The organism is Acinetobacter corruptisaponis (genome assembly GCF_030053775.1).
In the GTDB taxonomy this organism is placed as follows: Bacteria; Pseudomonadota; Gammaproteobacteria; order Pseudomonadales; family Moraxellaceae; genus Acinetobacter; species Acinetobacter corruptisaponis.
The window spans coordinates 734,264-758,172 of sequence record NZ_CP125669.1; the positions used below are offsets into that span (position 1 = coordinate 734,264).

The window sequence follows — 23,909 nt, forward strand, 5'->3', positions numbered from 1 at the left end:
ATATTGATAAAAATTAAATATAGGACATCGACATGAGTAATATGCAAGGAAAAACCATTTTTATTACTGGTGGCAGCCGCGGAATTGGCCGAGCCATTGCGTTAAAAGCAGCACAAGCTGGGGCAAATGTTGTCATAGCGGCAAAAACTGAAGTGGAAACAGCCAAATTAACAGGCACAATTTATAGCGTCGCTGAAGAGATTGAAGCTGCTGGTGGCAAAGTACTGCCCTTACTTTTAGATGTGCGAGATGAACAGCAGATCCATGCTGCCATGCAACAAGCAGCCAAGAACTTTGGTGGTATTGATGTACTGATTAATAATGCGGGTGCGATTGCGCTCACAGGTGTCGAAGCCACTTCATTAAAACAATATGACCTGATCCAAACCATTAACCACCGTGCAACCTTTATTTGTGCGCAAGCCGCTTTACCCTATCTCAAACAAGCACAACACCCGCATATTCTGAGTCTATCGCCACCTGTGAATATGTCACAGAAATGGTTGGGGATGCTCTCGCCTTATGCGCTGTCTAAGTATGGTATGACGATCCTGACGCTCGGTATGGCAGAAGAGTTCCGTCACTATGGCATTTCCTGTAATACGCTATGGCCTGAGACCTATATCGCAACAGCAGCAGTTTCGAAAAACCTAGGTGAGGAAAATACGCAACAACTGAGCCGAAAACCAGAGATCATGGCAGATGCAGCTTTTACGATTTATAGTACGGCGAAAGGTGAACTGACAGGACAAAGCCTAACCGATGAACAAGCGTTGGCGCGTATTGGTATCACTGATTTCACTCAGTATGCCTGTGTCAGTGGCAATACCCAACTACAAAAAGACTTTTTTCTGGATTGATTTGAGTTCAACATCATTTTTAACGACTTACTCAAATGCTGGAACTGAATCACTTAGTTTCCCACTATTTATCAAGGTTGAAAGCAGCAGAAAAGCTGTCTTTCAATCTTGAAAACGGTAAATTTCATATAAGTCTCCAATTTTTTTAACTGTACATATCCACCAGCAAGGTTAGGAACCAGCACCATTCATAAACAGATAAAATTTGAGCAATCACATTCCAACCACAAATATATTCATCTTAGCTTTTGATTTATAAGCATATAAAAATAAAAAATTATTTTTCCAATTTAACCCAAATAATCAGGTAGCCATACGGTTTGCCAAAATATTAAGCATGTCATTATAAGTTTGCATGCTAAACTATGCCTTGGTTTGAAAAAGGATCGTCTTTACTATGCAGTTTGTTCATCTCGGTATACATACAGAATTCTCGATTACCGAATCGATTGTTCGCATACCCGATTTGGTCAAAGTTGCTGTTGCAGAAGAAATGCCTGCGCTTGCCATCACCGATTTGTCCAACCTGCACGCAGCGGTAAAATTTTACGGCGCATGTCTGGGTAAAGGCATCAAGCCCATTATGGGCAGTGTCATTCGCCTGAATGATGCCGAACATCGCGCAACCTTGCTTGCCATGAGTAACAAGGGATGGCGGAATTTAACTGAGATTGTGTCGCGTGGTTTTATTGAGGGACAACAACTCAGCACGCCCTGCATACAGAAAGAATGGATACTGGAACAGGCGGAAGACCTGATCATTCTTCTGGGTCAACATAGCGATGTTGGCAAAATGCTCTGCTCATCCAACCCACAGAAAGCTGAACCGTTACTGGAAGCGTGGATTGAGAAATTTGGCGACCGTGTCTATTTAGCCCTAACCCGTACCGAACGTGTTGGCGAAGAGGATTTTATCCTACAGGCTGCAAAACTTGCTGCAAAATATCAAATTGGTGTGGTGGCACACAACGATGTGCATTTTATTGAGCAGGACGATTTTGAGGCGCATGAAGCCCGTGTATGCATTGCCGATGGTTATGTCCTAGGTGACGACAAACGGCCCAAGCCCTACAGCCCTGAACAATATTTTAAAACGGCCGAGCAAATGTCTGAACTGTTTTCAGACATTCCAAGTGCCATTGAAAACACCTATGAGATTGCAAAACGCTGCAATGTCAGCTTACAGTTGGGCACTTATTTCCTACCCGACTTCCCGATTCCAGATGGTTATACCATCGACACCTATTTTGAGCATTTGTCGCGTACAGGTCTGGAAGAACGCCTAAATCATCTTTACCCAGTTGAAAAACGTGGTGAAGACTGGGCAGAGGTTCGCCAGCCCTATGATGAACGAATCAAGTATGAAGTCGACATTATCCTGAAAATGGGATTCCCAGGTTACTTCCTGATCGTCATGGACTTTATCCAGTGGGCAAAAAATAATGGTGTGCCTGTTGGGCCTGGCCGTGGTTCAGGTGCAGGCTCACTGGTTGCTTATAGCTTAAAGATTACTGATCTTGACCCCCTGCGTTATGACCTGCTGTTTGAACGTTTCCTGAATCCTGAACGTGTCTCCATGCCTGACTTTGATGTGGATTTTTGCATTGCAGGCCGTGACCGTGTGATTGAGTATGTTGCACAAAATTATGGTCGTGAAGCGGTTTCACAGATTGCAACATTCGGTACTATGGCAGCCAAAGGTGCGATTCGTGATGTTGCACGTGTACTGGGCAAGTCTTATGGTCTGGCGGACCGTATTTCCAAAATGGTGCCCACCAAACCGCTGGGTGTGGATTTAAAGCAGGCGATTGAAATGGAGCCGCAGCTCAAGGATATCGTCACCAATCCATCCAATCCCGATCATGATGATGCCGCCGAAATCTGGGAAATGGCACTCAAGCTTGAGGGCATTACCCGTAACACAGGCAAGCATGCGGGTGGTGTGGTCATTGCACCAGGTAAAATTACTGATTATTCCGCGGTACTGTGTGATGCTGATGGCACCAACCGTGTTGCACAATACGATAAAGATGACGTTGAGGCAGCAGGTCTGGTCAAATTTGACTTCCTGGGCTTGCGTAACCTGACCGTTATTGAAGATGCAGTTCAGAATATTAATAAACGAATCAAGTCAGACATACCGCTCGACATTGCCAATGTTAAACTGGATGACAAAGATGCCTATCTGGTCTTTGCCGAGGCAAACACCACTGCGGTTTTCCAGTTTGAATCCGTTGGCATGAAAAAGATGCTCAAGGAAGCCAGACCGAGCAAGTTTGAAGAGATTATCGCGTTCGTTTCCCTGTACCGTCCTGGCCCAATGGACCTGATTCCAGACTTTATCCACCGTATGCATGGCGGTGAGTTTGAATATCTGCATCCTTTACTTGAGGGTGTGTTGGAACCCACCTATGGCATCATGGTGTATCAGGAACAGGTAATGCAGGCGGCACAGTTCTGTGCAGGCTATACGCTGGGTGGTGCGGACCTGCTGCGTCGAGCCATGGGTAAGAAAAAACCTGAGGAGATGGTCAAGCAGCGTCAAATCTTTATTACAGGCGCTGCCGAAAAAAATATTGATGAGGCAACCGCGAACCATATCTTTGACTATATGGAAAAGTTTGCTGGCTATGGTTTTAACAAATCACACGCCGCAGCCTATGCACTGGTTGCCTATCATACCGCATGGTTAAAGGCACATTACCCTGCCGAATTTATGGCGGCGGTATTGTCATCGGAAATGCAGAACACCGACAGCATTGTATTCCTGATTGATGACTGCCGTAACAATAAACTCGACGTATTGCCGCCCTCCGTCAATATATCACTATACCATTTCCATGCCAGTGATGAACGCACCATTGTCTATGGCTTGGGGGCGATCAAGGGTGTGGGCGAACAGGCAATGCAGTCTGTGATTGATTCACGGATCAAGGAAGGTCAGTATAAGGACCTGTTTGATTTCTGCCATCGTATTGACCTGAAAAAAATCAATAAACGCACACTTGAAGCCCTGATCCGTGCAGGTGCGCTGGATTGTCTGGGCATTGAACGTTCCAGCCTGATGGCACAACTTCCAGAAGCGGTTCAGGCGGCTGAACAGGCGCGCAGCAACCGCGAAACGGGAATTATGGACCTGTTTGGTGAAGTTGAGGAAGTTCAGCGCAAGCCAGCCAAACCTGTCAAACCGTGGTCAGATGAAGTCCGTTTAAAAGGTGAAAAAGATACGCTCGGCCTGTATTTAACAGGTCATCCAATTGATACTTATCGTCAGGAATTAAAGCAGTTCGTTTCAGTCAAACTGAATGAACTCACGCCAACACGTCGTGGTGTAACTACTGTTTTTGCAGGTTTGGTGCTGGATATTGCCAACTTCCCGAACCGTATCATGATTACCCTGGATGATGGGACATCGCGTGTTGAAGTCAGTTGCAACCACGAACGTTTCCAGCGCTATAAAGACATCATCAAACTGGAACAGGTGGTGGTGATTGAAGGGGAAATTTATGAACGTGAGGGCTTCGACCGCCCGATGGCACGTTTAAGCAAGGCATTTAATTTAAATGAAATACGGCAAAAACGGGCACAGAACATTCAGATTCGCCTAGCACATGACCTGATGGGTAAATCTTTGGCAAAAGACCTGCAAGGCATGCTTTTACCTTACCGCAACATCGATATGTGTCAGCATATTGGGGTGCAAATCCAGCTTGAGCAAAGTTTTGCAAGCGCTGAACTGCTGCTGGGCGCACAATGGAAAGTTGCCCCACTTGACGAGCTACTCGCCAAACTACGTGACTATTTCGGCAAGGATGCGATTTACATCGAATATCAGGTCAAGTCTAAAGCTGCCAAAGCGGTTGAGACACCAAAAGTTGCGGCTGTCCCACCGCCTCCTGACAATATGTCAATGGATGAGGCTCTAGACCTCTATCAAGCCGAAGTCTCCCAATATTCTTAATTTTGGATAATCTATGAACCTGTTTGACCAAAATCATGTGTCCAAGCATTTGGATCATGTGCGTATTGTGATGGTGAACACCACGCTACCCGCCAATATCGGCAGTGCCTTACGTGCCATGAAAACCATGGGACTTTCAAAGCTTGTGCTTGTTGCACCAAAGACATATCCGCATCCTGACATTGATGCCCTTGCTGCTGGCGCACAGGATTTAATTAAGCAGATTGAAATTGTGGAAACACTGGAGCAGGCCATTCAGGACTGTCATCTGGTTTTTGGAACCAGTGCCCGTAGCAGAACCATTCCCTGGCCGCTGCTTGATGTTCGCCCTGCGGCAAAAGAGGCCTTGCAGGCAGCCAGCCAACAACAAAATATCGCGATTGTGTTTGGCCGTGAAGATCGCGGACTCACCAATGAAGAGTTGGCCCTTGCCAATTATCACCTGACTATTCCAGTCAATCCTGAGTATGGTGTGTTAAATGTGGCTCAGGCCATTCAGGTGGTGTGCTATGAATTGCGTATGGCTGCCCTTGAGCAAAATGCGCCAGTTACGGCAACACCTGATGATCATATGCAGCTCAAGCAACAGCAAAGCATGCAGTGGGATGAGCCTTTGGTCACACAGCGGCAAATGGAAGAATTCTACCCCCACTTGGAAAAAATGCTGACTGAAATCGAGTTTTTAGACCCAAGTAATCCCCGTTTACTGCCGTTACGCTTGCGCCGTTTATTCGGAAGGATACAATTAGATCGTATGGAATATCATTTGTTACGCGGAATCTTTAGCCGCGTACAGGCTTTAGCCAATGGTTCATGGAAAAAAACAACGGAGGATCATTCCAATGATTAAACAGCTTAAAGAAGACATTCAGGCTGTATTTGCACGTGATCCTGCTGCACGCAATACGCTGGAAGTTCTCACCACCTATCCAGGGATTCATGCACTGATCATGCATCGTATGGCACATGAACTCTGGAAGAAAGAATACAAGGGTACTGCCCGTCTACTTTCCTCCTTTAGTCGGTTTGCCACAGGCATTGAAATTCACCCTGGTGCAAAAATTGGCAAACGTTTTTTTATCGATCATGGCATGTGTGTGGTGATTGGTGAAACCGCCGAAATTGGTGATGATGTCACCCTTTATCATGGTGTTACGCTTGGCGGCACCACTTGGAATAAAGGCAAGCGCCATCCTACGCTTGAAGATGGCGTGGTGGTTGGTGCAGGTGCCAAAATTCTTGGACCCTTTACCGTTCATAAAGGGGCAAAAGTCGGTTCAAATGCGGTTGTGACCAAGGAAGTTCCTGAGGGCGTAACCGCCGTTGGCAACCCTGCACGATACATCTTCAAGGATAAAACCCAGATTGAGCAGGACGAGGCACGCCGCCGTGATTATGCGGAAAGCATCGGCTTCCAGCCTTATGCGACCACGCAGGATCAGTCAGACCCAATTTTAGAGGGTATTCGTGTTTTACTGGATCGTATGCAGCAAAATGAAAAGCGCATGAACACCCTTTGCCAGCGCCTCTCTCTACTGGACCCAACATTTAAGGGACAAAACCAGAAGACACAGCCATTTAGCAAAGAGGAACTGAAAATCATTGAAGAAGTTAGGCGTGAATGTGAAGCCCAAACCAAAACATCTGCCACATAATCAAGAGATGGGTATCAATAGACCTTATCTATAAAGAAATGTAACAAGCTTCTCGTTGCAAGTTGGTTTTGCTTTTCCTAGACTGGTAAAACCAACGACCCACCTAGTTAATTCACTAAAATTAATGGATGTAAAGCATGAATTTTAAGCCTTTGGCATTACTTGTACTTTCAACTTCTGTTTTAACTGCATGTGGTACCCCACCCCTTGTAAAAAAAGAAGTAGCGGCACCCCAGCCTTTTGTTTTTAAAGAGCCAGATCCAACACCGCCTTTTTATGCTTTAAATCCAGTTAATTATGATGCGCCACCAAGCTTTGAGCTTGCAATTAAAGATGCAACAACACAGCCTGTGACCAAAATGGTGGTAAGCCTGCAAAATGACCCATCAAAATCAACCACACTTGAAGTGAATAAACTGATCGTTCCAACCATCGACAGCAAACAGCGCAGCATGAAATATGCCGTGCTTGCAGGCGATAATGAAGTGGATGTGACTGAGATTGATGATTTCCTACAACTGGTTGAAGGTAAGGCACGTCACTATCCACCACGTTTCCCTGAGCGTCAGGAACGTAAAGGTTATGAAACCAAACTTAAGGAAATCACACAGAAACTTGATGCCTTGGCTGAACAACCGAATGCTTCACTGGATGTATTAACCCGTGCCTTTAAAGCCAGTGTGATGGCACGTAATATGGATCTCGGAACAGCGTATACGACTAAATCACTCAATTACGCACAGCGTATCCTGGCAATCAGCCCAAATGACCCTGAAACCAATTTCTGGTTTGGGTTTGGCTTGTCTGAGGGTGGCGGTCAACGTGAGGCAATTCCATATTTAGACAAGGCCATTAAAGGTGGTGTACAGGAAGCCTATCTTTCTGCCGCAAACAACTTTCTTTGGCTAGAACAAAAGAAAAATGCCATCCAGACCCTAAAGAACTATAAAGTGAAATATCCAGATGAAGCGGAAGTGGCTGACCGCCTTATTAGCGAAGTGGAATCTGGTAAACGCTGGAATGTGTGGCAAGTGCTGAACTGATCCAGATTTTTTGTAAAAATAGACTGCCCTAAGCAGTCTATTTTTTTATACCGATTGAAAAAGCAGCCGTTTTTCGTATTATAGCTCTAATCTTCGCACTTAATTTGCTGAATTCCGATGCTAGCATTTACTCCAAATTGTCGCCTATTTGTTACTACCCTGCTGAGCACAATGGTCATGAGCGGTTGTCAGGTGGTCAGCCTTAAACAGCAGGCGATTGATGTCACCATTGCCAATGAACGTAACAGCATTTTAACCCAGAAAAAATTAAGTGAAGCCAGCCTCAATGTCCTGTCCATGTCGGGCAAGGAAGCTAAAGTCTGTTCACAGACACCGAATGAATGTATTGCCGACCTGCATAAAATTCCGCAAATACTGGATGAACAATTGCTCTCAACAGCAAGTGAACTTTATCTGGCCAAATCCATGGCACTTTCAGATTCATCTGAATGTAAAATAAGTAAGCTGACCAAACATAAGTCTGAAGATGACCAAAAAATTATCCAGAAAAATTATGAGAACTGCCTAGACCAACAACTGGAAAATCTGGATAAAAGTATCCGCTATAGTTATGCCTATTTATTTAAAACCTCCCGAAAGCCACAGGAACGGATTTTTGATAACCGACAGGTTCAGATTCGGGATTTCTACAATCAGGCGCTGACCCAATTGGTGAATGTGCATAGTCTAAGAAATCCCACCACCAATATCACCCCAACCATTAAGATTGGTAACAGCACCTATACCCTTGATATTCAGTCCTATCAACGGTTACAGGACATGAAGCTTGAGAAGTTCATTTCAAGCTATAACATGAATTTCTCAGGTTTAAAGGCCATTAACCGACGTGACGGTTTCGGTTCTGACTTTGTTGCGGTATTTCCTTCTGGTGATGTGTCACAGCATGACAATAAATATATTCTTGACCCTTTAACCTATCATTATCCGAAAGGCACTAATCCAAACATTCACAAGGCACGTTATCTGGCGGCAACCATTATTGCCCAGCCGAAAAAACCAACCGCTTCAGTGAATGATGTTTTAACCAGCCCTGAATTTGAAATTAAGGTCTATGACCCGTATAGCATTGACAAAGTCAATATCGCAGGCCAGCCTTATTCATTGGCTGCCAATTTTTCCGCACCCTATGGTTTATGGCTGGCCGAAAATAATCTGGGTGCGGCGGCATACCTAACGCTAATTGACCGTGACCAGCATTTAACCATGCCGCATCTCTACATGCTGGAACCCTACAATCCCAACAAGAAGATCATTGTACTGGTGCATGGTCTGGCCAGTAGCCCTGAAGCATGGATTGCCGTGACCAACGACATTATGGGGGATGCGGTACTACGTGAACATTATCAGGTGTGGCAGGTGTTTTATTCAACCAATATGCCGATTCTGGAAAGCCGTTTCCAGATCTATGCCCTGCTCAAGCAAGCCTTTTCCACCGTCAATCCTAAAGATGCAGCTGCGAAAGATGCTGTTTTGGTTGGACATAGTATGGGCGGAATTATTAGCCGTCTACTGGTCAGTGATGCCGACATTTCCAAACAAGCCCTGGCAATGATGAACAATCGCCAACAGACCCGTTTAAGAAAGCACCCCGTAATTGGTGAGCGGCTGAAAATGGAACCAATCACCAACTTTGACCGTGCCATTTTCCTCGCTGCGCCACATCGCGGAACAGACTATGCAGATCGCTGGTTTACCCTGGCTGCGCGTAAGATTATTCGTTTGCCTGCAACATTTCTCACCACACTGGCAGATACCTTGACCAGCGATGATGTTGACCTGAAAGATTTCGTAAAAACCCTGACCAATGACGTGATTCAGAATGGTCCAAGTGACTTGAGTAAAAAGTCCAAGTTCATGGAATTGACTGCCAATATTCCACCAGAAAAAGGTTTGGTGTTCCATTCAATTATGGGCAACATCACCAAGAGTGACGACCCTAATGTAATTACTGACGGGATTGTGCCTTATAAAAGCGCCCATTTAGATGGTGCTGTTTCTGAAAAAATCATTCATGGCGGTCACTCGATTCAGGAAACGCCAGAAGCAATTCTGGAATTACGACGAATCCTGCGCCAGCACCTTGTTGATCATGGTTTATATAAACCTTAACCCAATCCAATAAGCCCAAATCCTGTTTGGGCTTATTATTAAGTTTAGCTAAATCATACATCCTAAAGATCAGATATGTTTAGGACTACTTAAAACTGAACTAAGATGTCACCAGAATCCCATATTTGGCATTAAGGAACATCCCAACCCGAATAATATCTACACCTGCTGCGTGGGTGACAGACAACTCCTGAGTATGGGTATCAAAATGAAACGAATCAAAAATTTCTTGATGATGCATCAACCATATCAGGGTATCCGTGACACTTTCATCGACAGTATATGTTTCCGACTTAAAATCCTTATCCATAATGCCATTCTGATGATTTCAACTGAAACCAACATCATAGCGGATAGATCATACAAAATCAGCTTGATAAAAAGGCACTTGGCCGTAGCCAAGTGTATATGAGAGATGGATTTTCCTTAAGCCGCCTGTGGGCTTACAATACTCTGACCTGCTTTCAGGCTGGCAATCGCTTTAGGGTTAAATTCAAGCGCCAGTACATGATTATCCAAGTGGACATGATAAGCGCGAATCAAGGCTTGCTGCCCCTCATCTGTGTCCAGCACGTATTCATCAGCGATATTTAAAATACCCTCTAGGTTGGTGGTGCTTGAGGCGCGGTCATGGCTAAACAGGTCATAAATGGTTTGCAGATTGAAACTGGTCTGCTGTTCTGTAGGATGATCTTTAAGGTAACTCTCCAAGAATAATACCAGCTTATGTGCAAAGAAATAGTAATTCGGTTTATGGGTATAAAGCATATTCATTGAAAGCTCCTCTCGGTGTTTTTTTCATCAACTCATGATTAAAAACTAAGGATTCAATCTTAAAAATTTCTTAAAAGAAGTTTGGTCTTTTTGTTAAGCGCTTGGGTTTCTTACTTGTAACTCTTCAACGCTTATATAGCGTATTTATGCCTACTTCCCTTAAACTAGTGCCTGTAGTGCCACTCTATTCCTAAACCATTGCAAATTATATTTTTATAATCCCACATAAAATTTCTCAATCAACTGTCGTGTTTTTACTAACAAATTAGTTAATACAGTGTCCCGCTCAAAAAGCTTAACCTTGTAGTTTGGCAATTCTTTCATTTCTTCTTTTCTTGGTAAACGTTTATTGAACTCGTAATTGTCCAAAACCTGTTTCATTGCTTCAGGCTTGAGATTTTCTTGTTCACAAAAGTGCTGATAGGCTTGCTCTTTTTCCGCATCCCAAAACTGAGCAAAAGCCACTTGTACACTTTGCCCATTAATCATTTTTGGCATGTTTTCTTCAATAAATTTTTGTATCAAGTCTTGCTTGTCATGCAAGCTAATATCACTGCCAATCAGATCATGTACTTGGGCTTCGTATTTCTTACGCTGCTCATCTGTTTCAGCATTCACTGCCATCTGTAACAGTGTCAGGATATAACCTACATTGATACGATCACTGTGCAGCAAATCCAGTTGGAAATCGACATCATCCAGCACCGAGACTTTTTCTTTCTTGGTGGTTTTTCGAATCGCTCGACAGAGATCAGCATACTTAGATGCAAAATTCGCAAAGTGCTGTTTATCCAACACGGTTTGATCTTGGTCATATTCCACAAAAGTTTGTAGTTGGGCGTTATAGCGCATCACTTCTCGGAAAGCTTTAATAAACTCCAGTTGCTCATCTTCGGTGATTAAAGCATCTACAGCCTGATAATCAGGTGTGATCCTCAATAACTTTTCGACCGCTTGCTCATAGTCTTGTTTGATTTCCTCAAAGCTTGGCACAAGAACCGTCTTTCTTGCTTCTTTATTGGAAAATAATGCCAGTGCTTCATCTGTAGCCCGTTTTAGGTTACGGAAGCAAATAATATTCCCAAATGGTTTTTTATCATTATAAACACGGTTAGTCCGTGAAAAAGCCTGAATCAAACCATGATATTTCAGATTTTTATCGACATATAAGGTATTTAAAGGCTTTGAGTCAAAGCCCGTAAGAAACATATTCACGACCAGTAAGATATCAATCTGCTTTTTCTTTACCCGATCTGCAATATCACGGTAATAGGCATAGAAACCATCGCCAGAATTGTAATTGGTTCCAAACTGGACATTATAATTGGCAATATAGCGATCCAGTTTGTCACGATTCGATTAGTTAATTTGAGTGGGTGCATCGATTGATTCTTCTTGAATCAAACCATTTTGATCATTGTTTTCAACCGCTTCATTTGCAGCATAGGAAAATATCGTTGCAATGGTGAGTGGTTTAAATAATCGACCTTGTGCTTCATCTTGTTGTTGCTTCTCAGCTTGCACTTTTTCAAATAGCTCATAATACTGCGTTAAGGTATCCACTGAACTGACACAAAACATTGCAGTAAATTCACGGTTTTTAGTTTTAGTATCATGCGTATCAACAATATAACGAGCAATCATTTCCAAGCGTTGTGGATTGTCATAAAGCTCTTTGGTATCTATTCCCTCAACATCCTCGTCATAATCAAGGTTATTCTGCATACCTTTAGCAGTATATTTTCCTCGATAATCAATTTGGAACTGCAATACATTACGGTCTCGAATCGCATCCACAATGACATATTGATGTAAACACTGATTGAATAAATAATCTGTGGTGAGTTTTAAGCCTGCTTTGGACTGACTATTTTCCTCAAAGATCGGCGTTCCCGTAAATCCGAACATCTGTGCATTGCTAAAGAACTTTTTAATATTTTGATGAGTATCACCAAATTGGCTACGATGACATTCATCAAAAATGAACACCACTTTTTTGTCTTTTAAGTAATTGATATGTTCTAAATATCGGTCAGTGCTAATCGCACGATTTAGCTTTTGGATGGTGGTCACGATCAATTTGTCATGACGTTGATCGAGCTGCTTCACTAAAGTATGCGTGCTGTCTGTGCTATCTACACTATCCGCTTTAAAAGCATTAAATTCTCGTGAAGTCTGCGTATCAAGGTCATTACGATCCACCACAAACAATACCTTTTCCACATCAGGCATCTTCATGATGAGCTGACTGGCTTTAAATGATGTCAGTGTTTTACCTGATCCTGTGGTATGCCAAATATAGCCGTTTTGCTCTGAATTCTGTACATGGACAATAATCTTTTGCACGGCGTAAATTTGATATGGGCGTAATACCATCAAACTTTTACTGGTTTCCAACATCACCATGTATTGAGTCAGCATGTCTGTAAGATGCTGATGATTTAAAAATGCATCCGCAAAATCGACAATTTCATTGATATGTTTATTGGTAACATCTGCCCACGGAAAGGCAAACTCTATCCCTGTCGTACCATTTGAATAGTAGCGAGTATTTGCGCCATTACTGATGATAAAAAGCTGGATAAAACCAAACAACCCTTGCCCTGCCCAATACGCTTCACGAATATAGCGTTGAGTTTGATTGAAAGCTTCGGCAATTTCCATGCCTCGTTTTTTCAATTCAATTTGAACTAAAGGCAAACCATTGACCAAGAGCGTGACATCAAAACGGCTGGTTCGACCATTAAAATCACGATGATCTACCGTGATTTGATTGGTGACTTGGTATACGTTTTTGCTTGGGTCATCCGATAAAAAGAAGATGTGCTTGCTTGAACCATCATCAAATTTGACAGGAAACTGGTCACGTAGATTTTTAGCTCTTTCAAATACAGTGCCTGTATTTAGAAAGCTAATGACCTGCTTCCACTCAGTTTCTGATAATGGTGCAAGTCCGTTGGCATGTTCAATTTGTGTTTTGAGATTTGACAGTAGTTGGCGTTCATCCTTGATGGTAACGGTTGCATAGCCCAGTCCTTGCAGTTGTGCAATCAGTTCATTTTCAAGTTGATATTCGCTTTGTACTGTCATATTTCTCTCATAATTAAATATTTAATTAACAATAACTTATATTGTAAAATAACTAAAGTTAGCTAAGAAATAACTAAATATTGGATTCGTGATGTCCTGCCCTGAGAAGCGACTAAAGCTTCGCAAGAGGGGGTAAATCTAAACAAGCAAAGTCTTAGCATGAAACTGCTGCACATGCTGCTGTAAATACTCACATACACCATCAATATTTTGCATGATTTCAGTATTGGTTATTCGAATGGTCGTTAAACCCAACTCTAGCATAAATTTATCTCTAATTTTATCATAAGCTTGGGCATCTTCGGAAAAATGGCTTTCACCATCGACCTCGATAATCAATTTTAATTGGGGACAATAAAAATCGGCAATATAATGCCCAACTCCATGCTGTCTACGAAACTTCACCCCAAGCTGATTATTTCTTAAAATTCCCCATAAGCGTTTTTCAGGTTCGGTCATGTTGTTGCGTAATGTTTGGCGGCGTTGTTTATATTCTGTTTTGTTAAATATTTTTTGTGTCATCAATAAAAACCCTCTAAATTTCCAATTATCAGAATGGACTTTATTGTAACCCCTCTAAATCTCCCCTTATCAAGGGGAGACTTTTCCACAAATTTAATCCTGTCATCAATTCCGTGAGGTTCTCCCCCTATTTTAGGGGGAGCTAGAGGGGGTAAATCAAACAAACATCTGCTGTAACAAGCCTTTTTTCCACTGTTTGGCTTGTTCAATTTGCTGTGCCACAACCTCAATTTTTTGGTCGATAGCGGATAAGAAATTAGCGATTTTGGTTTGTTCAGCTAATTGTGGCTTATGAATTGATAATGAACGAATTTGTCCCAAAGCCAAAAACTTTTGCGTGTTTCCTGCATTAAGCAAAGCTACTTGTTTAGCAAAAAAACTACTATTTAGATAATGGATTAGATAAATATTTAAAAGTTCATCTTTCTCTTTTATGAGTGCTACATTTTTTATAGCAAAACCATCTGAGTTTAAAAGTACTGGATTACCTATTGTTCCAATCATCCCAAAAATAATATCACCAATATTTACTGCTGAACGTTTATTAATATTTAAATAATCATCTTCAGAAATTAAATTGATATCAGTTAAATCAAGCTTCCCATTCTTAAGATTTTTTGAAGTAATGAGTGGATAACCGTCTTTAACATACGACGGAGAATCATGTGTTCCATCCCGAACATCAGAAACCTTACTTAAAGCAACCTCCTCCCACTCCCCAAACTCACTCCCATCATCCGCTTTAAAACGAATCTGCTGACTAAATAGCTTCTGCATCATGCCTTGTTTATATTGGCTAAGTAGCTTATGTTTTTGAGTCAGTTGGCTAATTTTTTCATCAACTGCGGAAAGAAAAGAGGCGATTTTGGTTTGTTCTTCTAAGGAAGAATAAGTTATATCCAAATTACTTACAATTTTAAAATTTAGAGCTGGCATAGCTCCCCCAGACATTTCTGACTGGAAATAATTAAAAGTTTTTTCTGACTTCAAGACCAACTCTAAATATTTTTGATTAATTATTTTATTATCTACAATAACTTTAAAAAGATTATTAGCTATTACACCTGTTTCGCCTGAACAAATAAATCCAGCCGTTGCACCATACCGAACGATTGCAATATCTTGCTCATTAAGAAGTTTTTCTTTTGAACCAATATATTTGATATATCTAAAATCTTTCGAATTCTGTGTGAAATTCTCAATTCTTAAAAATTTAGTTAAACCATGAGCATACTCATTATATTGATCATCTAATGAAACCTGTTCACCCTGAAGAAATTGAGCTTGATTGCCTAATTTTGACTTCTCCCAATCCCCATCAAATTCTCTAAACCTCAACTTAGGTACAGACATTATTGATTATCCTTATTTTTATCTAAAAATTTCTTCTGCTCTTTTTCTAAGATCAAAATACTTTTTTCTGGTGTAGGTAATTCCTCAGGCATCGTTCCACCTAAATCAGCTATAGTTTGTCTGACTTTATGACCTACCTCATAATGGGTTTGGTTAGCTTCACGTTTATTACTTACCCCATCTCGCTTTAATTTTTCTTCTGTTTGTGTTGCACGGAATAAATTTGCAGCTAATTCAGTACTCCCCATATGATCTAAAATCTTTTGAGATTTTTTTAACCCCTTTTTTCCATGAATTGCTTTAGCATCTAATCCACCATATAGACCTTTATAGCCATGATTTTGAAAAATTGCAAAATCTAAATTAGTAATAACACCAGCATCATAAGCAGCATCAACCAACTGTTTATTATGTTCTTTTAACTCATTACGCAATAACAGCCTTTTTTCATCTTCCCTTAATGACTTAAAGGTTACATCATCTGCAAGCTCTTGACGACGTGCTTGAATTGCAAAATAAGTCTGCCCATTTGCAATAACAGGCTTAGAAGGATCACCATTTTGTACAATCAAGTAACAAGCATACCTAGATAAAGCAAATGAAGGAAAACTTCTTAAACCACCTTTTCCCAACTCGATCATCTCGTGCATTTCCACGAAATGATCATTTATTGACTGATTACTTCTATCACAAGCAATTTTTGCCTTTTCTATGACAGGTAAAAAATTACGATATTCAGCATAATCAAGCACTTTTGCCAAAGCCCGTGCTGACCAAAACTCCTGACCATTTTCATTGATTTGCTTTATATCTTCAAAAGTTTGATGTTGTGTATTCATTGTAAATTCCTCCAATATATGCAGTTATCAAGTAATCCTTGATAACTGAATTTTCTAATAATTCCTTTTCATTCAATATTTTTAGGATATGATTGCTTATATTTTGAACAGAGGTATCAAAAAGTTCCGCAAGCTGTGCCTGACTCATAAAAATATTGCCATCACGAGCATATAAAGCAACTTTTGCTTTGCCATCATCTGTATTATAAATAATTAAATTTTCTTGATTATCCATCACTTCACCTCCGCAAACGGCGAAGCAATCCCAAGCTCTTTGCAAAATTCACTAATCACGGCATCGGTCTTTTGACTCTCAACTTCTAAAGCCTGCAAGGCTTGAGCAATGGCATCCAGGTCAATCTCGTCCTCAGCTTCAAAAGTATCGACATAACGTGGAATATTCAGGTTAAAGTCGTTTTCTTTCACTTCTTTTAAAGTCGCCACATGCGCGTATTTATCAATATTCTGACGGTTTTCAAATGCCCCAATAATATTATCCAAATGCTCAGGCAATAACTTGTTTTGATTCTTCTGCTTCTCGAACTCGTTGCTGGCATCAATAAACAAAATATTGTCTTTATGCTCACGGTTTTTCTTCAGCACCAAAATACAGGTTGGAATACTTGTGCCATAGAAAATATTGGCAGGTAAACCAATAATGGTATCAATCACATTGAGCTGTTCAATGAGGTATTGACGAATCACACCCTCACTCGAACCACGGAATAAAACACCGTGTGGCAGCACAACGGCCATCGTGCCATGCTCATCCAGTTGATGCAGCATGTGCTGAACAAATGCCATATCCGCTTTAGAACTTGGCGCAAGTTTGCCATAAGCTGCAAAACGCTCATCTTGTAAAAATAACGGATCAGCAGACCATTTTGCCGAAAATGGTGGATTGGCAACCACCGCATCAAAACGCTTGTCCAAATGCTGTGGACGAATCAAGGTATCTTCTTGCTTAATATCGAATTTGGCAAAATGCACATCATGCAAAATCATGTTCATACGTGCCAAGTTGTAGGTGGTACGGTTCATCTCCTGACCGTAAATCATATCCACATCTTGTACTTCTCGTTTAACACGCAGCAACAACGAGCCTGAACCACAGGTCGGATCATAGACAGAACGCAAACGGGTTTTCCCTTGCGTTACGATCTTCGCAAGTAAAGTCGATACCGTTTGCGGCGTATAGAATTCCCCTGCTTTTTTACCAGCACCTGATGCAAACTCACCAATCAGGTACTCATAAGCATCACCCAATACATCACTTTCGCTATTGGACAAATCAAAATCAATATCGTCTAAATGACTGAGAACCTTTGCCACTAGCTCATTACGATCACTTGCTGTATTGCCCAGCTTGGTCGAATTTAAGTCGAGGTCTTCAAATAGATTGGCAAAGTCATCGGCAGAGTCAGAACCCAGTGTACTTTGTTCAATCGCTTTTAGCGTTGCCGCCAAATCATCTAAAATGAAATCGCCTTTACGACCGCGTTCTGCAAGCGTATGAAATAGTTGTTTTGGTGTCAGTGCATAGCCCACTTCTTCAATGGCATTCTTTTTAATTTCTTCGATATATGGCACATGCTCAGCGTTATTCTCATCAAGCTCTAAAAAGCCAATATCTTCGCTATCGAGCAACTCATTGGCAAAGTTCACCGCTTTTTCAGATAAATATTTAAAGAAGATAAACCCTAGAATATAGTCACGAAACTCATCTGCACCCATTTTGCCACGTAAGGTATTAGCAATATTCCAAAGTTGTTTTTGTAGCTGTTGCAGTTGTACTTGGGTCATTGTTATTGAAGTCCGAAAAAAAGAATGAAACGTGAATAGTTTACCGAAAATTAATTATTTTTCAGCTACATTTGTAAGATAAAAGACATAATTTGTCGCGTAAAAATTATAGAGAATGAAGCTTTTTAAATTGTTTACACCGAGTATCTATATGAAAAATATGCATTAAAAAACCACTTAGGATTAGTACACCTAAGTGGTTGTTTTATATGGTGGGCCCACCGTGACTTGAACACGGGACCAATGGATTATGAGTCCACTGCTCTAACCAACTGAGCTATAGGCCCTTATAAAGTTTTAATCATATTTCTTATGATTAAAGCCGCTTGATGTTAGCTAAATTTAACTTAAATTACAAGCAGATGATTTTATCAAATCACTAAAACGGTGATTAAATTAAAACTTTGCTGATTCTATCTGATCTCTGCGTCTTGAGTAAAGATAATATCTGCATATTTTGATCAATTAAGAAACATCCAAATTTCTTTTTAGTGTGGAATTTTAGGATATGTATTTTCTAAAAAACTCGTATTACACTGCTGCCATTCATTTGTCATGTATTTCTGCCATGAAAAAATTCTTAGGAAAATCCATTTTTAAAGCAACAGGTTGGACATATAACGTCGATCCAGCCATTTTAGAAAACAAACAAGTTATTATTGGCTTTGAGCACACCTCAAATCTGGACACCATCCTGTCACTTGCACTATTTGAAATTTTAGAGCTTAAAATCCATACCCTCATCAAAAAAGAACTGTTTAAAGGCCCTCTTAAACCGATTCTGGAAAAGCTTGGTGGCATCCCTGTTGACCGCAAGGCCAGCAAAGATATTGTCACGCAAATGGTTGAGCTGTTTAATCAAAATGATCGTTTCAACCTTGTGATTGCACCTGAGGCAACACGCGCCAAAGATGGTGAAGAACGCAAGCCAATTCGGACTGGTTTCTGGCATATTGCCAAGGCGGCAAATGTACCCATCATCCTGATGTACGCCAATGCCAAAACCAGGCAAGGCGGTATTTTGGGTAAAATTTATCCAACCAACTTGCAGCAGGATTTAGAAAAAATCAAAACCTTGTACGCCGAATATGGCATCGATGTGAAAATTCGATAGCGTTTGTTCTGTTCACGTTAAGATCATCAGGCAAATTTTAAATTTGGAATATCAAATACGGTTGTTTTCAACAAAACCATCGCTATGCTAATATTCCTGCACTTTTTTAAGTTTTAATTTTTTGGAGTTATTTCCATGGCAGGTCATTCTAAATGGGCCAACACAAAGCATCGTAAAGCAAAACAAGATGCCAGCCGTGCTAAAGTCTTTACTAAATATATTCGTGAAATCGTTACAGCAGCGAAACTAGGCGGCGGCGATCCAGCCAGTAATCCCCGTCTGCGTGCGGTGATTGAAAAAGCACTTTCAGTGAATATGACGCGTGATGCAATCAACCGAGCTGTTCAGCGTGGTGCAGGTGGTGAGGATAATGAAGATTTAAACGAAGTCACTTATGAAGGTTATGGTGTTGGTGGTGTTGCCGTTCTGGTTGAAACCATGACAGACAACTTAAACCGTACTGTGCCAGACGTCCGTCATTGCTTCTCAAAAAATAATGGTAACCTGGGTACATCGGGTTCAGTGGCTTATTTGTTTACCAAACGCGGAGAAATTAGCTTTGAAGATGTGTCTTTAGAAGACAAAATCATGGATGTTGCACTGGAAGCTGGTGCAGAAGACATTGAAGTTTCTGAAGATGGAATTCTGGTTATTACCACACCAGAAAGTTTCGGTGATGTACAAGATGCCTTGAATGCCGCGGGTTTAAAGTCCGACAATGCAGAAGTGGTCATGAGCCCATCCACCAAAGCTGAAATCACAGATATTGATCAAGCCAAGCAAATCATGAAAATGATTGATATGTTTGAAGATCTGGATGATGTTCAAAACGTCTATACCAACGTTGAGTTCTCTGAAGATGTTCTAGCTCAACTGGATGCGTAAACCACTCAGATGAATAAAAAATGCATCTTTTTAGATGCATTTTTTATAGCTTGTTTAAAAGTTTATAGCAGTTAAATACGTTATATTCCTTAATCACAAAGCTTGAATGCAGCGCAACCACGCTGTCGATCTTGCCAATACGGCGTAACAGGATTTCACTGTAGTCATCCATATTGCGAGCCACCAGTTCCAGAATAAAATCTGCGCTTTGCCCCGTTACCAAAAAGGCATTGGTCACTTCTGGAATATCTTCAATTTCCTGTAAAAACTTGTCAAACGTTTCACTGTCATGCTTGCTCAATGAAACCTGTAACAGGATATGCAGGCTAAAGCCGAGTTTATTAAAATTGATTTCCCTTTTAAGCTGTCCCATCACCTGAGACTCAATCAGGTTCTTGATCCGACGATGAACTGAACTAACAGATAGGTTGATACGCTCTGACAGTTCATTCAGGTTGACATCCTCATGGGTCAAAATTTCAAGAATCTGTTTATCAAAACGATCTAATTCCATCTTCAACTCTTTCAATTCGAAACTATACCCATTATAGAAATTTAACCCCATTTAGAAAGTTAAATTTTAAATATTCTCAACCAGCATTATAAATGACACGACATTTTCCTAAAATGACATTCAATATAAATAGATACCTCAATATATTTTTAATCACCGTCGTAAAGCTTAGGCCTAAACTTAGGATTATACTTAATGAAATTTCCTTTCCCAGAAAAAATCCATGCCCCAGCAGCCATCAATAACTTAATTGACCGTTCAGGACTACACCATAGCTATCCATTTAATCCAGAGACAAAGGTCCATATTCCAAAAGGAAAATATACCTGTGTACATTATGGTTCGATGTTTCCGAACCTGCCTGCACCTTTCAATTTTTTAAATTTACTCACCGTCATTGGTCAGCCAAAAATTAAACTTTTTAGAAACCATCATCTCATCAAAACCACAGATATTGATACCGCCAACGTTCTCATTGGCACAGCCGTAGGTACGGCAGATCATTTTAATGGATATAGTGTCCAGAATGACTGTGAATTGAGCGCAGATGGTTCATCACTACGTTTTGGCAATGATCTATTGCTTGATGGGAAATATCCCAATTTTCATGCCAAACGTGAGGGCCATGACTTTAACTTTGAGCTAAATATCAAGGCAACGGATAAAGTTGCAAATTTTGCTGAACTGTTTGGTGGGGTATATGATCATTGGTCATTACTTTGCCAATATCAGGGCTATCTCGAATATCAAGGTAAAAAAACGGATATTCAGGGTTTATGTACTTATGAATATGCACGGGGTGTAAATATCAATCTCCCGATGCGTTATTTTACCTATCATATTATAAATATTGATGAACGTACCCAGGTTTTATTGGTTGAGATTATTGGGTCATTCAATCTAGTGATGCAGCAACGGGTATATGTTCGCTCGCTGGATGATTATGGTGATATTTATTCAGATGGTTTTGAACTGAATGTGCATGAGTTTTATCCAGAACGTTCCATTACACCCAATGGCTTGAGTATGCGTTTACCGCATCAGTTTTCATGGCAGGTGAACAATCATTCAGGTCAGCCACTCATTACCATTAATGGTACATCAAATCATGATTTTCAATATGGTATGGCAGGTGGTTATGCGGGAAGCTATCAATATACAGGGACTTTTCAGGGCAAAGCCATTACGGGAACAGGCTATATTGAGTATCTAGACATTCGTTAGGCACGATTGAATGGAAATGATCTTATTGGTTTTTAAGATCATTTCCAAATTATACTTATAAACCACGCCAATCAACACGGGCATTACGTTCAGTGGCATAAATACGCTGCACATATTGTCCAAGTGGTAAATCCAGTAAATAGTCGTGATACTGCTTTAATTCACCTGAGAACTGCTCAATATCATCGTTTTCCAGTTCCCACGGTGTTCCCTTGATCACCAGCAAGGGTGCAAGGATTGAACAAACCGAAATATCGGCCAGACCAAGACGATCCCCCACCAAATAACGCCCCTGATTATCAACCAGACACTGATTTAAATCGGCAATCAACTCTGTCATACGAATCTTGGATTGGGCGACTTTTTCAGGATTGAGCTTATAGTTGGTGGAAACCATGCTCTTGAGTATCGGTTTGGAAATCTTCTCAAACTGGCGTAAATAGCCTTGCTCGCCCATCATGATTTCAAGTGGATGATCCCCGACTAAAAGTGCCTGTGCCAGTGACCAGCGGCGCACATGGATACCCAGCTCATTTGCCAGCTTATCAATTTGCAGCGCCTGATCACGCAATTGCTCATCACGTCTTAACAGTGCATGTTCTGGATAGGTTGTATCCAGATATAAGGCAATTTGGGTCGAATCGGCAATCCAGCGTTTATCATCTTTCAGCATTGGCAATAGATATTGCCCAGATTTTAAGTAGGTAAACGCACGATGAAAACCAGGAATTAAATTATGTGCCACATAGTCCAATTCCTTATGATCCAACAACCAGCGAGCTTTTTCACAATAGTGAGATAAAGGAAATTGGTATAAAACCCGCATAGACTCTCCAACTTTATTTTTCTATTCGTTCAAACATAAGGTTTGCCATACTTTAGAAGTAAAAGCGAATCAATACAATGTCCTTTTTTCCCTATCTCCTGTAATTTGGGCGAGATCGACTTTTCATTCCAGCCATGACCTGACTTTGTCATGGCTTTCATGTAAAATCAGCAGCAATTTTTTAAATAACACATTTGTGAGTGGTTTCATGGGTTTTAATTGCGGTATTGTTGGTCTGCCAAACGTAGGTAAATCTACATTATTTAATGCATTAACAAAGGCGGCCATTGCTGCTGAAAACTTTCCGTTCTGTACCATTGAACCCAATACAGGGATTGTTCCTGTACCAGATGCGCGTCTGGACAAACTTGCGGCGATTGTAAAACCACAGCGTATTCTGCCAACCACGATGGAATTTGTTGATATTGCGGGTCTGGTTGCGGGCGCATCCAAGGGTGAAGGTCTGGGTAACCAGTTCCTTGCCAACATCCGTGAAACTGATGCAATTGCGCATGTGGTACGTTGCTTTGAAGATGAAAACGTGATTCATGTGAATGGTAAAATTGACCCGTTGGATGACATTGCCACCATCAACACTGAACTTGCACTGGCTGACCTTGATACCGTTGCAAAAGCATTGTTACGCTTAACCAAAGCAGCCAAAGGTGGTGACAAGGAAGCACTTGCAACCAAGGCAGCTTTGGAAAAAATCCAGCCTTTACTGGATGAAGGTAAGCCAGCACGTGCGGCAGACCTTTCTGATGATGAGCGTAAGGCAGTTCGTGGCTTTGGTTTAATGACACTCAAACCAACCATGTACATTGCCAATGTGGCAGAAGATGGTTTTGAAAACAATCCACATCTTGAAGCAGTACAAAAATTGGCTGCTGAGGAAAATGCGATTGTTGTTCCACTTTGCAACCAGATCGAAGCTGAAATTTCATTACTGGAAGATGAAGACCGCGCTGAATTTCTGGAAGCGATGGGAATGGAAGAGCCAGGCCTAAATGTGGTGATCCGTGCGGGTTATAAATTACTTGGCCTACAAACCTACTTCACTGCGGGTGTACAGGAAGTTCGTGCCTGGACCGTTAAAGTGGGTGCCACAGCGCCACAGGCGGCAGGTGTAATTCACACTGACTTTGAAAAAGGCTTTATCCGTGCTGAATGTATTGCCTATGATGACTTCATTCAATACAACGGTGAGAACGGTGCGAAAGAAGCGGGTAAATGGCGTTTGGAAGGGAAAACCTATATTGTTCAGGATGGCGACGTATTGCACTTCCGTTTTAATGTGTAATCATTTATAACGATGT

18 protein-coding genes, 1 tRNA gene and 3 pseudogenes are annotated in these 23,909 nt (G+C 41.2%); 10 read left to right on the top strand and 12 right to left on the bottom strand.

All coding sequences use genetic code 11. The features are described from left to right. Positions 1 to 32: 32 nt before the first annotated feature. The 6 genes from QLH32_RS03680 (at position 33) to QLH32_RS03705 (ending at position 9,649) form a co-directional block, all read left to right on the top strand. Positions 33 to 860: an SDR family oxidoreductase gene (locus tag QLH32_RS03680; protein WP_283268146.1), complete on the top strand. Its 828-nt coding sequence runs from the start codon at positions 33 to 35 to the stop codon at positions 858 to 860. A gap of 397 nt (positions 861 to 1,257) precedes the next feature. After that, positions 1,258 to 4,821 carry a DNA polymerase III subunit alpha gene (gene dnaE, locus QLH32_RS03685; protein WP_283268148.1) on the top strand — a complete coding sequence of 1,188 codons (3,564 nt, stop codon included), beginning with the start codon at positions 1,258 to 1,260 and terminating at the stop codon, positions 4,819 to 4,821. Positions 4,822 to 4,834: 13 nt separating this feature from the next. Beyond that, complete coding sequence (locus tag QLH32_RS03690; protein ID WP_283268150.1) at positions 4,835 to 5,671, top strand: RNA methyltransferase; 837 nt, start codon at positions 4,835 to 4,837, stop codon at positions 5,669 to 5,671. Continuing rightward, positions 5,664 to 6,476, top strand: coding sequence for a serine O-acetyltransferase (cysE, locus tag QLH32_RS03695; RefSeq protein ID WP_283268151.1), 813 nt, complete (start codon positions 5,664 to 5,666; stop codon positions 6,474 to 6,476). The genes QLH32_RS03690 and cysE overlap by 8 nt, the downstream gene beginning before the upstream one ends. A 137-nt stretch (positions 6,477 to 6,613) precedes the next feature. Beyond that, a complete protein-coding gene (locus QLH32_RS03700) occupies positions 6,614 to 7,519 on the top strand; it encodes an ABUW_2363 family tetratricopeptide repeat lipoprotein (RefSeq protein ID WP_279958883.1) in 906 nt (301 codons plus the stop codon). 117 nt (positions 7,520 to 7,636) lie between these two features. After that, positions 7,637 to 9,649: an esterase/lipase family protein gene (locus QLH32_RS03705; RefSeq protein WP_283268152.1), complete on the top strand. Its 2,013-nt coding sequence runs from the start codon at positions 7,637 to 7,639 to the stop codon at positions 9,647 to 9,649. A 100-nt stretch (positions 9,650 to 9,749) separates the two neighbouring features. On the opposite strand, the gene QLH32_RS03710 is transcribed toward QLH32_RS03705, so the two are convergent. The 10 genes and pseudogenes from QLH32_RS03710 to QLH32_RS03750 form a co-directional block, all read right to left on the bottom strand. Then, positions 9,750 to 9,959, bottom strand: a complete 210-nt coding sequence (locus QLH32_RS03710) for a hypothetical protein (protein ID WP_283268153.1) — start codon at positions 9,957 to 9,959, stop codon at positions 9,750 to 9,752. 116 nt (positions 9,960 to 10,075) lie between these two features. Continuing rightward, positions 10,076 to 10,423: a hypothetical protein gene (locus QLH32_RS03715; protein ID WP_267979792.1), complete on the bottom strand. Its 348-nt coding sequence runs from the start codon at positions 10,421 to 10,423 to the stop codon at positions 10,076 to 10,078. Positions 10,424 to 10,636: 213 nt separating this feature from the next. After that, positions 10,637 to 13,513, bottom strand: a pseudogene (locus QLH32_RS03720) (type I restriction endonuclease subunit R). A 138-nt stretch (positions 13,514 to 13,651) separates the two neighbouring features. Next, positions 13,652 to 14,035 (bottom strand): endonuclease domain-containing protein, encoded by a 384-nt coding sequence (locus tag QLH32_RS03725; protein ID WP_283268155.1) that lies wholly within the window; start codon positions 14,033 to 14,035, stop codon positions 13,652 to 13,654. 156 nt (positions 14,036 to 14,191) lie between these two features. Beyond that, positions 14,192 to 14,917 (bottom strand): annotated as a pseudogene (locus QLH32_RS19845) (restriction endonuclease subunit S); the annotation flags it as partial. Beyond that, a pseudogene (locus QLH32_RS19850) lies at positions 14,906 to 15,388 on the bottom strand (restriction endonuclease subunit S); the annotation flags it as partial. The pseudogenes QLH32_RS19845 and QLH32_RS19850, both read right to left, overlap by 12 nt. Further along, a complete protein-coding gene (gene dinD / locus QLH32_RS03735; RefSeq protein WP_283268158.1) occupies positions 15,388 to 16,227 on the bottom strand; it encodes a DNA damage-inducible protein D in 840 nt (279 codons plus the stop codon). The gene dinD and the pseudogene QLH32_RS19850, both read right to left, overlap by 1 nt. Beyond that, entirely contained in the window at positions 16,202 to 16,462 is a 261-nt protein-coding gene (locus QLH32_RS03740; RefSeq protein WP_283268159.1) for a virulence RhuM family protein, read from the bottom strand. Before QLH32_RS03740 ends, dinD begins: the two co-directional genes overlap by 26 nt. Next, complete coding sequence (locus tag QLH32_RS03745) at positions 16,462 to 18,030, bottom strand: type I restriction-modification system subunit M (protein ID WP_283268160.1); 1,569 nt, start codon at positions 18,028 to 18,030, stop codon at positions 16,462 to 16,464. Before QLH32_RS03745 ends, QLH32_RS03740 begins: the two co-directional genes overlap by 1 nt. A gap of 210 nt (positions 18,031 to 18,240) precedes the next feature. Further along, positions 18,241 to 18,317 (bottom strand) — tRNA-Ile (locus QLH32_RS03750). A 281-nt stretch (positions 18,318 to 18,598) separates the two neighbouring features. Here QLH32_RS03750 and QLH32_RS03755 point away from each other — a divergent pair. Then, positions 18,599 to 19,144 carry a 1-acyl-sn-glycerol-3-phosphate acyltransferase gene (locus QLH32_RS03755; protein WP_283268161.1) on the top strand — a complete coding sequence of 182 codons (546 nt, stop codon included), beginning with the start codon at positions 18,599 to 18,601 and terminating at the stop codon, positions 19,142 to 19,144. Between the two features lie 135 nt (positions 19,145 to 19,279). After that, positions 19,280 to 20,029 (top strand): YebC/PmpR family DNA-binding transcriptional regulator, encoded by a 750-nt coding sequence (locus QLH32_RS03760; RefSeq protein WP_004679662.1) that lies wholly within the window; start codon positions 19,280 to 19,282, stop codon positions 20,027 to 20,029. 43 nt (positions 20,030 to 20,072) lie between these two features. On the opposite strand, the gene QLH32_RS03765 is transcribed toward QLH32_RS03760, so the two are convergent. Next, on the bottom strand, positions 20,073 to 20,543 hold the full coding sequence (locus QLH32_RS03765) for an Lrp/AsnC family transcriptional regulator (RefSeq protein ID WP_004661600.1): 471 nt from the start codon (positions 20,541 to 20,543) through the stop codon (positions 20,073 to 20,075). Positions 20,544 to 20,738: 195 nt separating this feature from the next. Here QLH32_RS03765 and QLH32_RS03770 point away from each other — a divergent pair, with 195 nt between their 5' ends. Further along, positions 20,739 to 21,767: a DUF6670 family protein gene (locus QLH32_RS03770; protein ID WP_283268164.1), complete on the top strand. Its 1,029-nt coding sequence runs from the start codon at positions 20,739 to 20,741 to the stop codon at positions 21,765 to 21,767. 55 nt (positions 21,768 to 21,822) lie between these two features. Here QLH32_RS03770 and QLH32_RS03775 read toward each other — a convergent pair whose 3' ends face one another. After that, positions 21,823 to 22,593 carry a glutathione S-transferase family protein gene (locus QLH32_RS03775; protein ID WP_283268165.1) on the bottom strand — a complete coding sequence of 257 codons (771 nt, stop codon included), beginning with the start codon at positions 22,591 to 22,593 and terminating at the stop codon, positions 21,823 to 21,825. Positions 22,594 to 22,801: 208 nt separating this feature from the next. On the opposite strand from QLH32_RS03775, the gene ychF reads away from it, so the two are divergent. Beyond that, positions 22,802 to 23,893 carry a redox-regulated ATPase YchF gene (ychF, locus tag QLH32_RS03780; RefSeq protein ID WP_267979796.1) on the top strand — a complete coding sequence of 364 codons (1,092 nt, stop codon included), beginning with the start codon at positions 22,802 to 22,804 and terminating at the stop codon, positions 23,891 to 23,893. The last annotated feature ends 16 nt before the right edge of the window (positions 23,894 to 23,909 follow it).

Coding starts and splice junctions, on each gene's coding strand:
- QLH32_RS03680 (WP_283268146.1), top strand. CDS start 33: ATGAGTAATATGCAAGGAAAAACCATTTTTATTACTGGTGGCAGCCGC.
- dnaE (WP_283268148.1), top strand. CDS start 1,258: ATGCAGTTTGTTCATCTCGGTATACATACAGAATTCTCGATTACCGAA.
- QLH32_RS03690 (WP_283268150.1), top strand. CDS start 4,835: ATGAACCTGTTTGACCAAAATCATGTGTCCAAGCATTTGGATCATGTG.
- cysE (WP_283268151.1), top strand. CDS start 5,664: ATGATTAAACAGCTTAAAGAAGACATTCAGGCTGTATTTGCACGTGAT.
- QLH32_RS03700 (WP_279958883.1), top strand. CDS start 6,614: ATGAATTTTAAGCCTTTGGCATTACTTGTACTTTCAACTTCTGTTTTA.
- QLH32_RS03705 (WP_283268152.1), top strand. CDS start 7,637: ATGCTAGCATTTACTCCAAATTGTCGCCTATTTGTTACTACCCTGCTG.
- QLH32_RS03710 (WP_283268153.1), bottom strand. CDS start 9,959: ATGGATAAGGATTTTAAGTCGGAAACATATACTGTCGATGAAAGTGTC.
- QLH32_RS03715 (WP_267979792.1), bottom strand. CDS start 10,423: ATGAATATGCTTTATACCCATAAACCGAATTACTATTTCTTTGCACAT.
- QLH32_RS03725 (WP_283268155.1), bottom strand. CDS start 14,035: ATGACACAAAAAATATTTAACAAAACAGAATATAAACAACGCCGCCAA.
- dinD (WP_283268158.1), bottom strand. CDS start 16,227: ATGAATACACAACATCAAACTTTTGAAGATATAAAGCAAATCAATGAA.
- QLH32_RS03740 (WP_283268159.1), bottom strand. CDS start 16,462: ATGGATAATCAAGAAAATTTAATTATTTATAATACAGATGATGGCAAA.
- QLH32_RS03745 (WP_283268160.1), bottom strand. CDS start 18,030: ATGACCCAAGTACAACTGCAACAGCTACAAAAACAACTTTGGAATATT.
- QLH32_RS03755 (WP_283268161.1), top strand. CDS start 18,599: ATGAAAAAATTCTTAGGAAAATCCATTTTTAAAGCAACAGGTTGGACA.
- QLH32_RS03760 (WP_004679662.1), top strand. CDS start 19,280: ATGGCAGGTCATTCTAAATGGGCCAACACAAAGCATCGTAAAGCAAAA.
- QLH32_RS03765 (WP_004661600.1), bottom strand. CDS start 20,543: ATGGAATTAGATCGTTTTGATAAACAGATTCTTGAAATTTTGACCCAT.
- QLH32_RS03770 (WP_283268164.1), top strand. CDS start 20,739: ATGAAATTTCCTTTCCCAGAAAAAATCCATGCCCCAGCAGCCATCAAT.
- QLH32_RS03775 (WP_283268165.1), bottom strand. CDS start 22,593: ATGCGGGTTTTATACCAATTTCCTTTATCTCACTATTGTGAAAAAGCT.
- ychF (WP_267979796.1), top strand. CDS start 22,802: ATGGGTTTTAATTGCGGTATTGTTGGTCTGCCAAACGTAGGTAAATCT.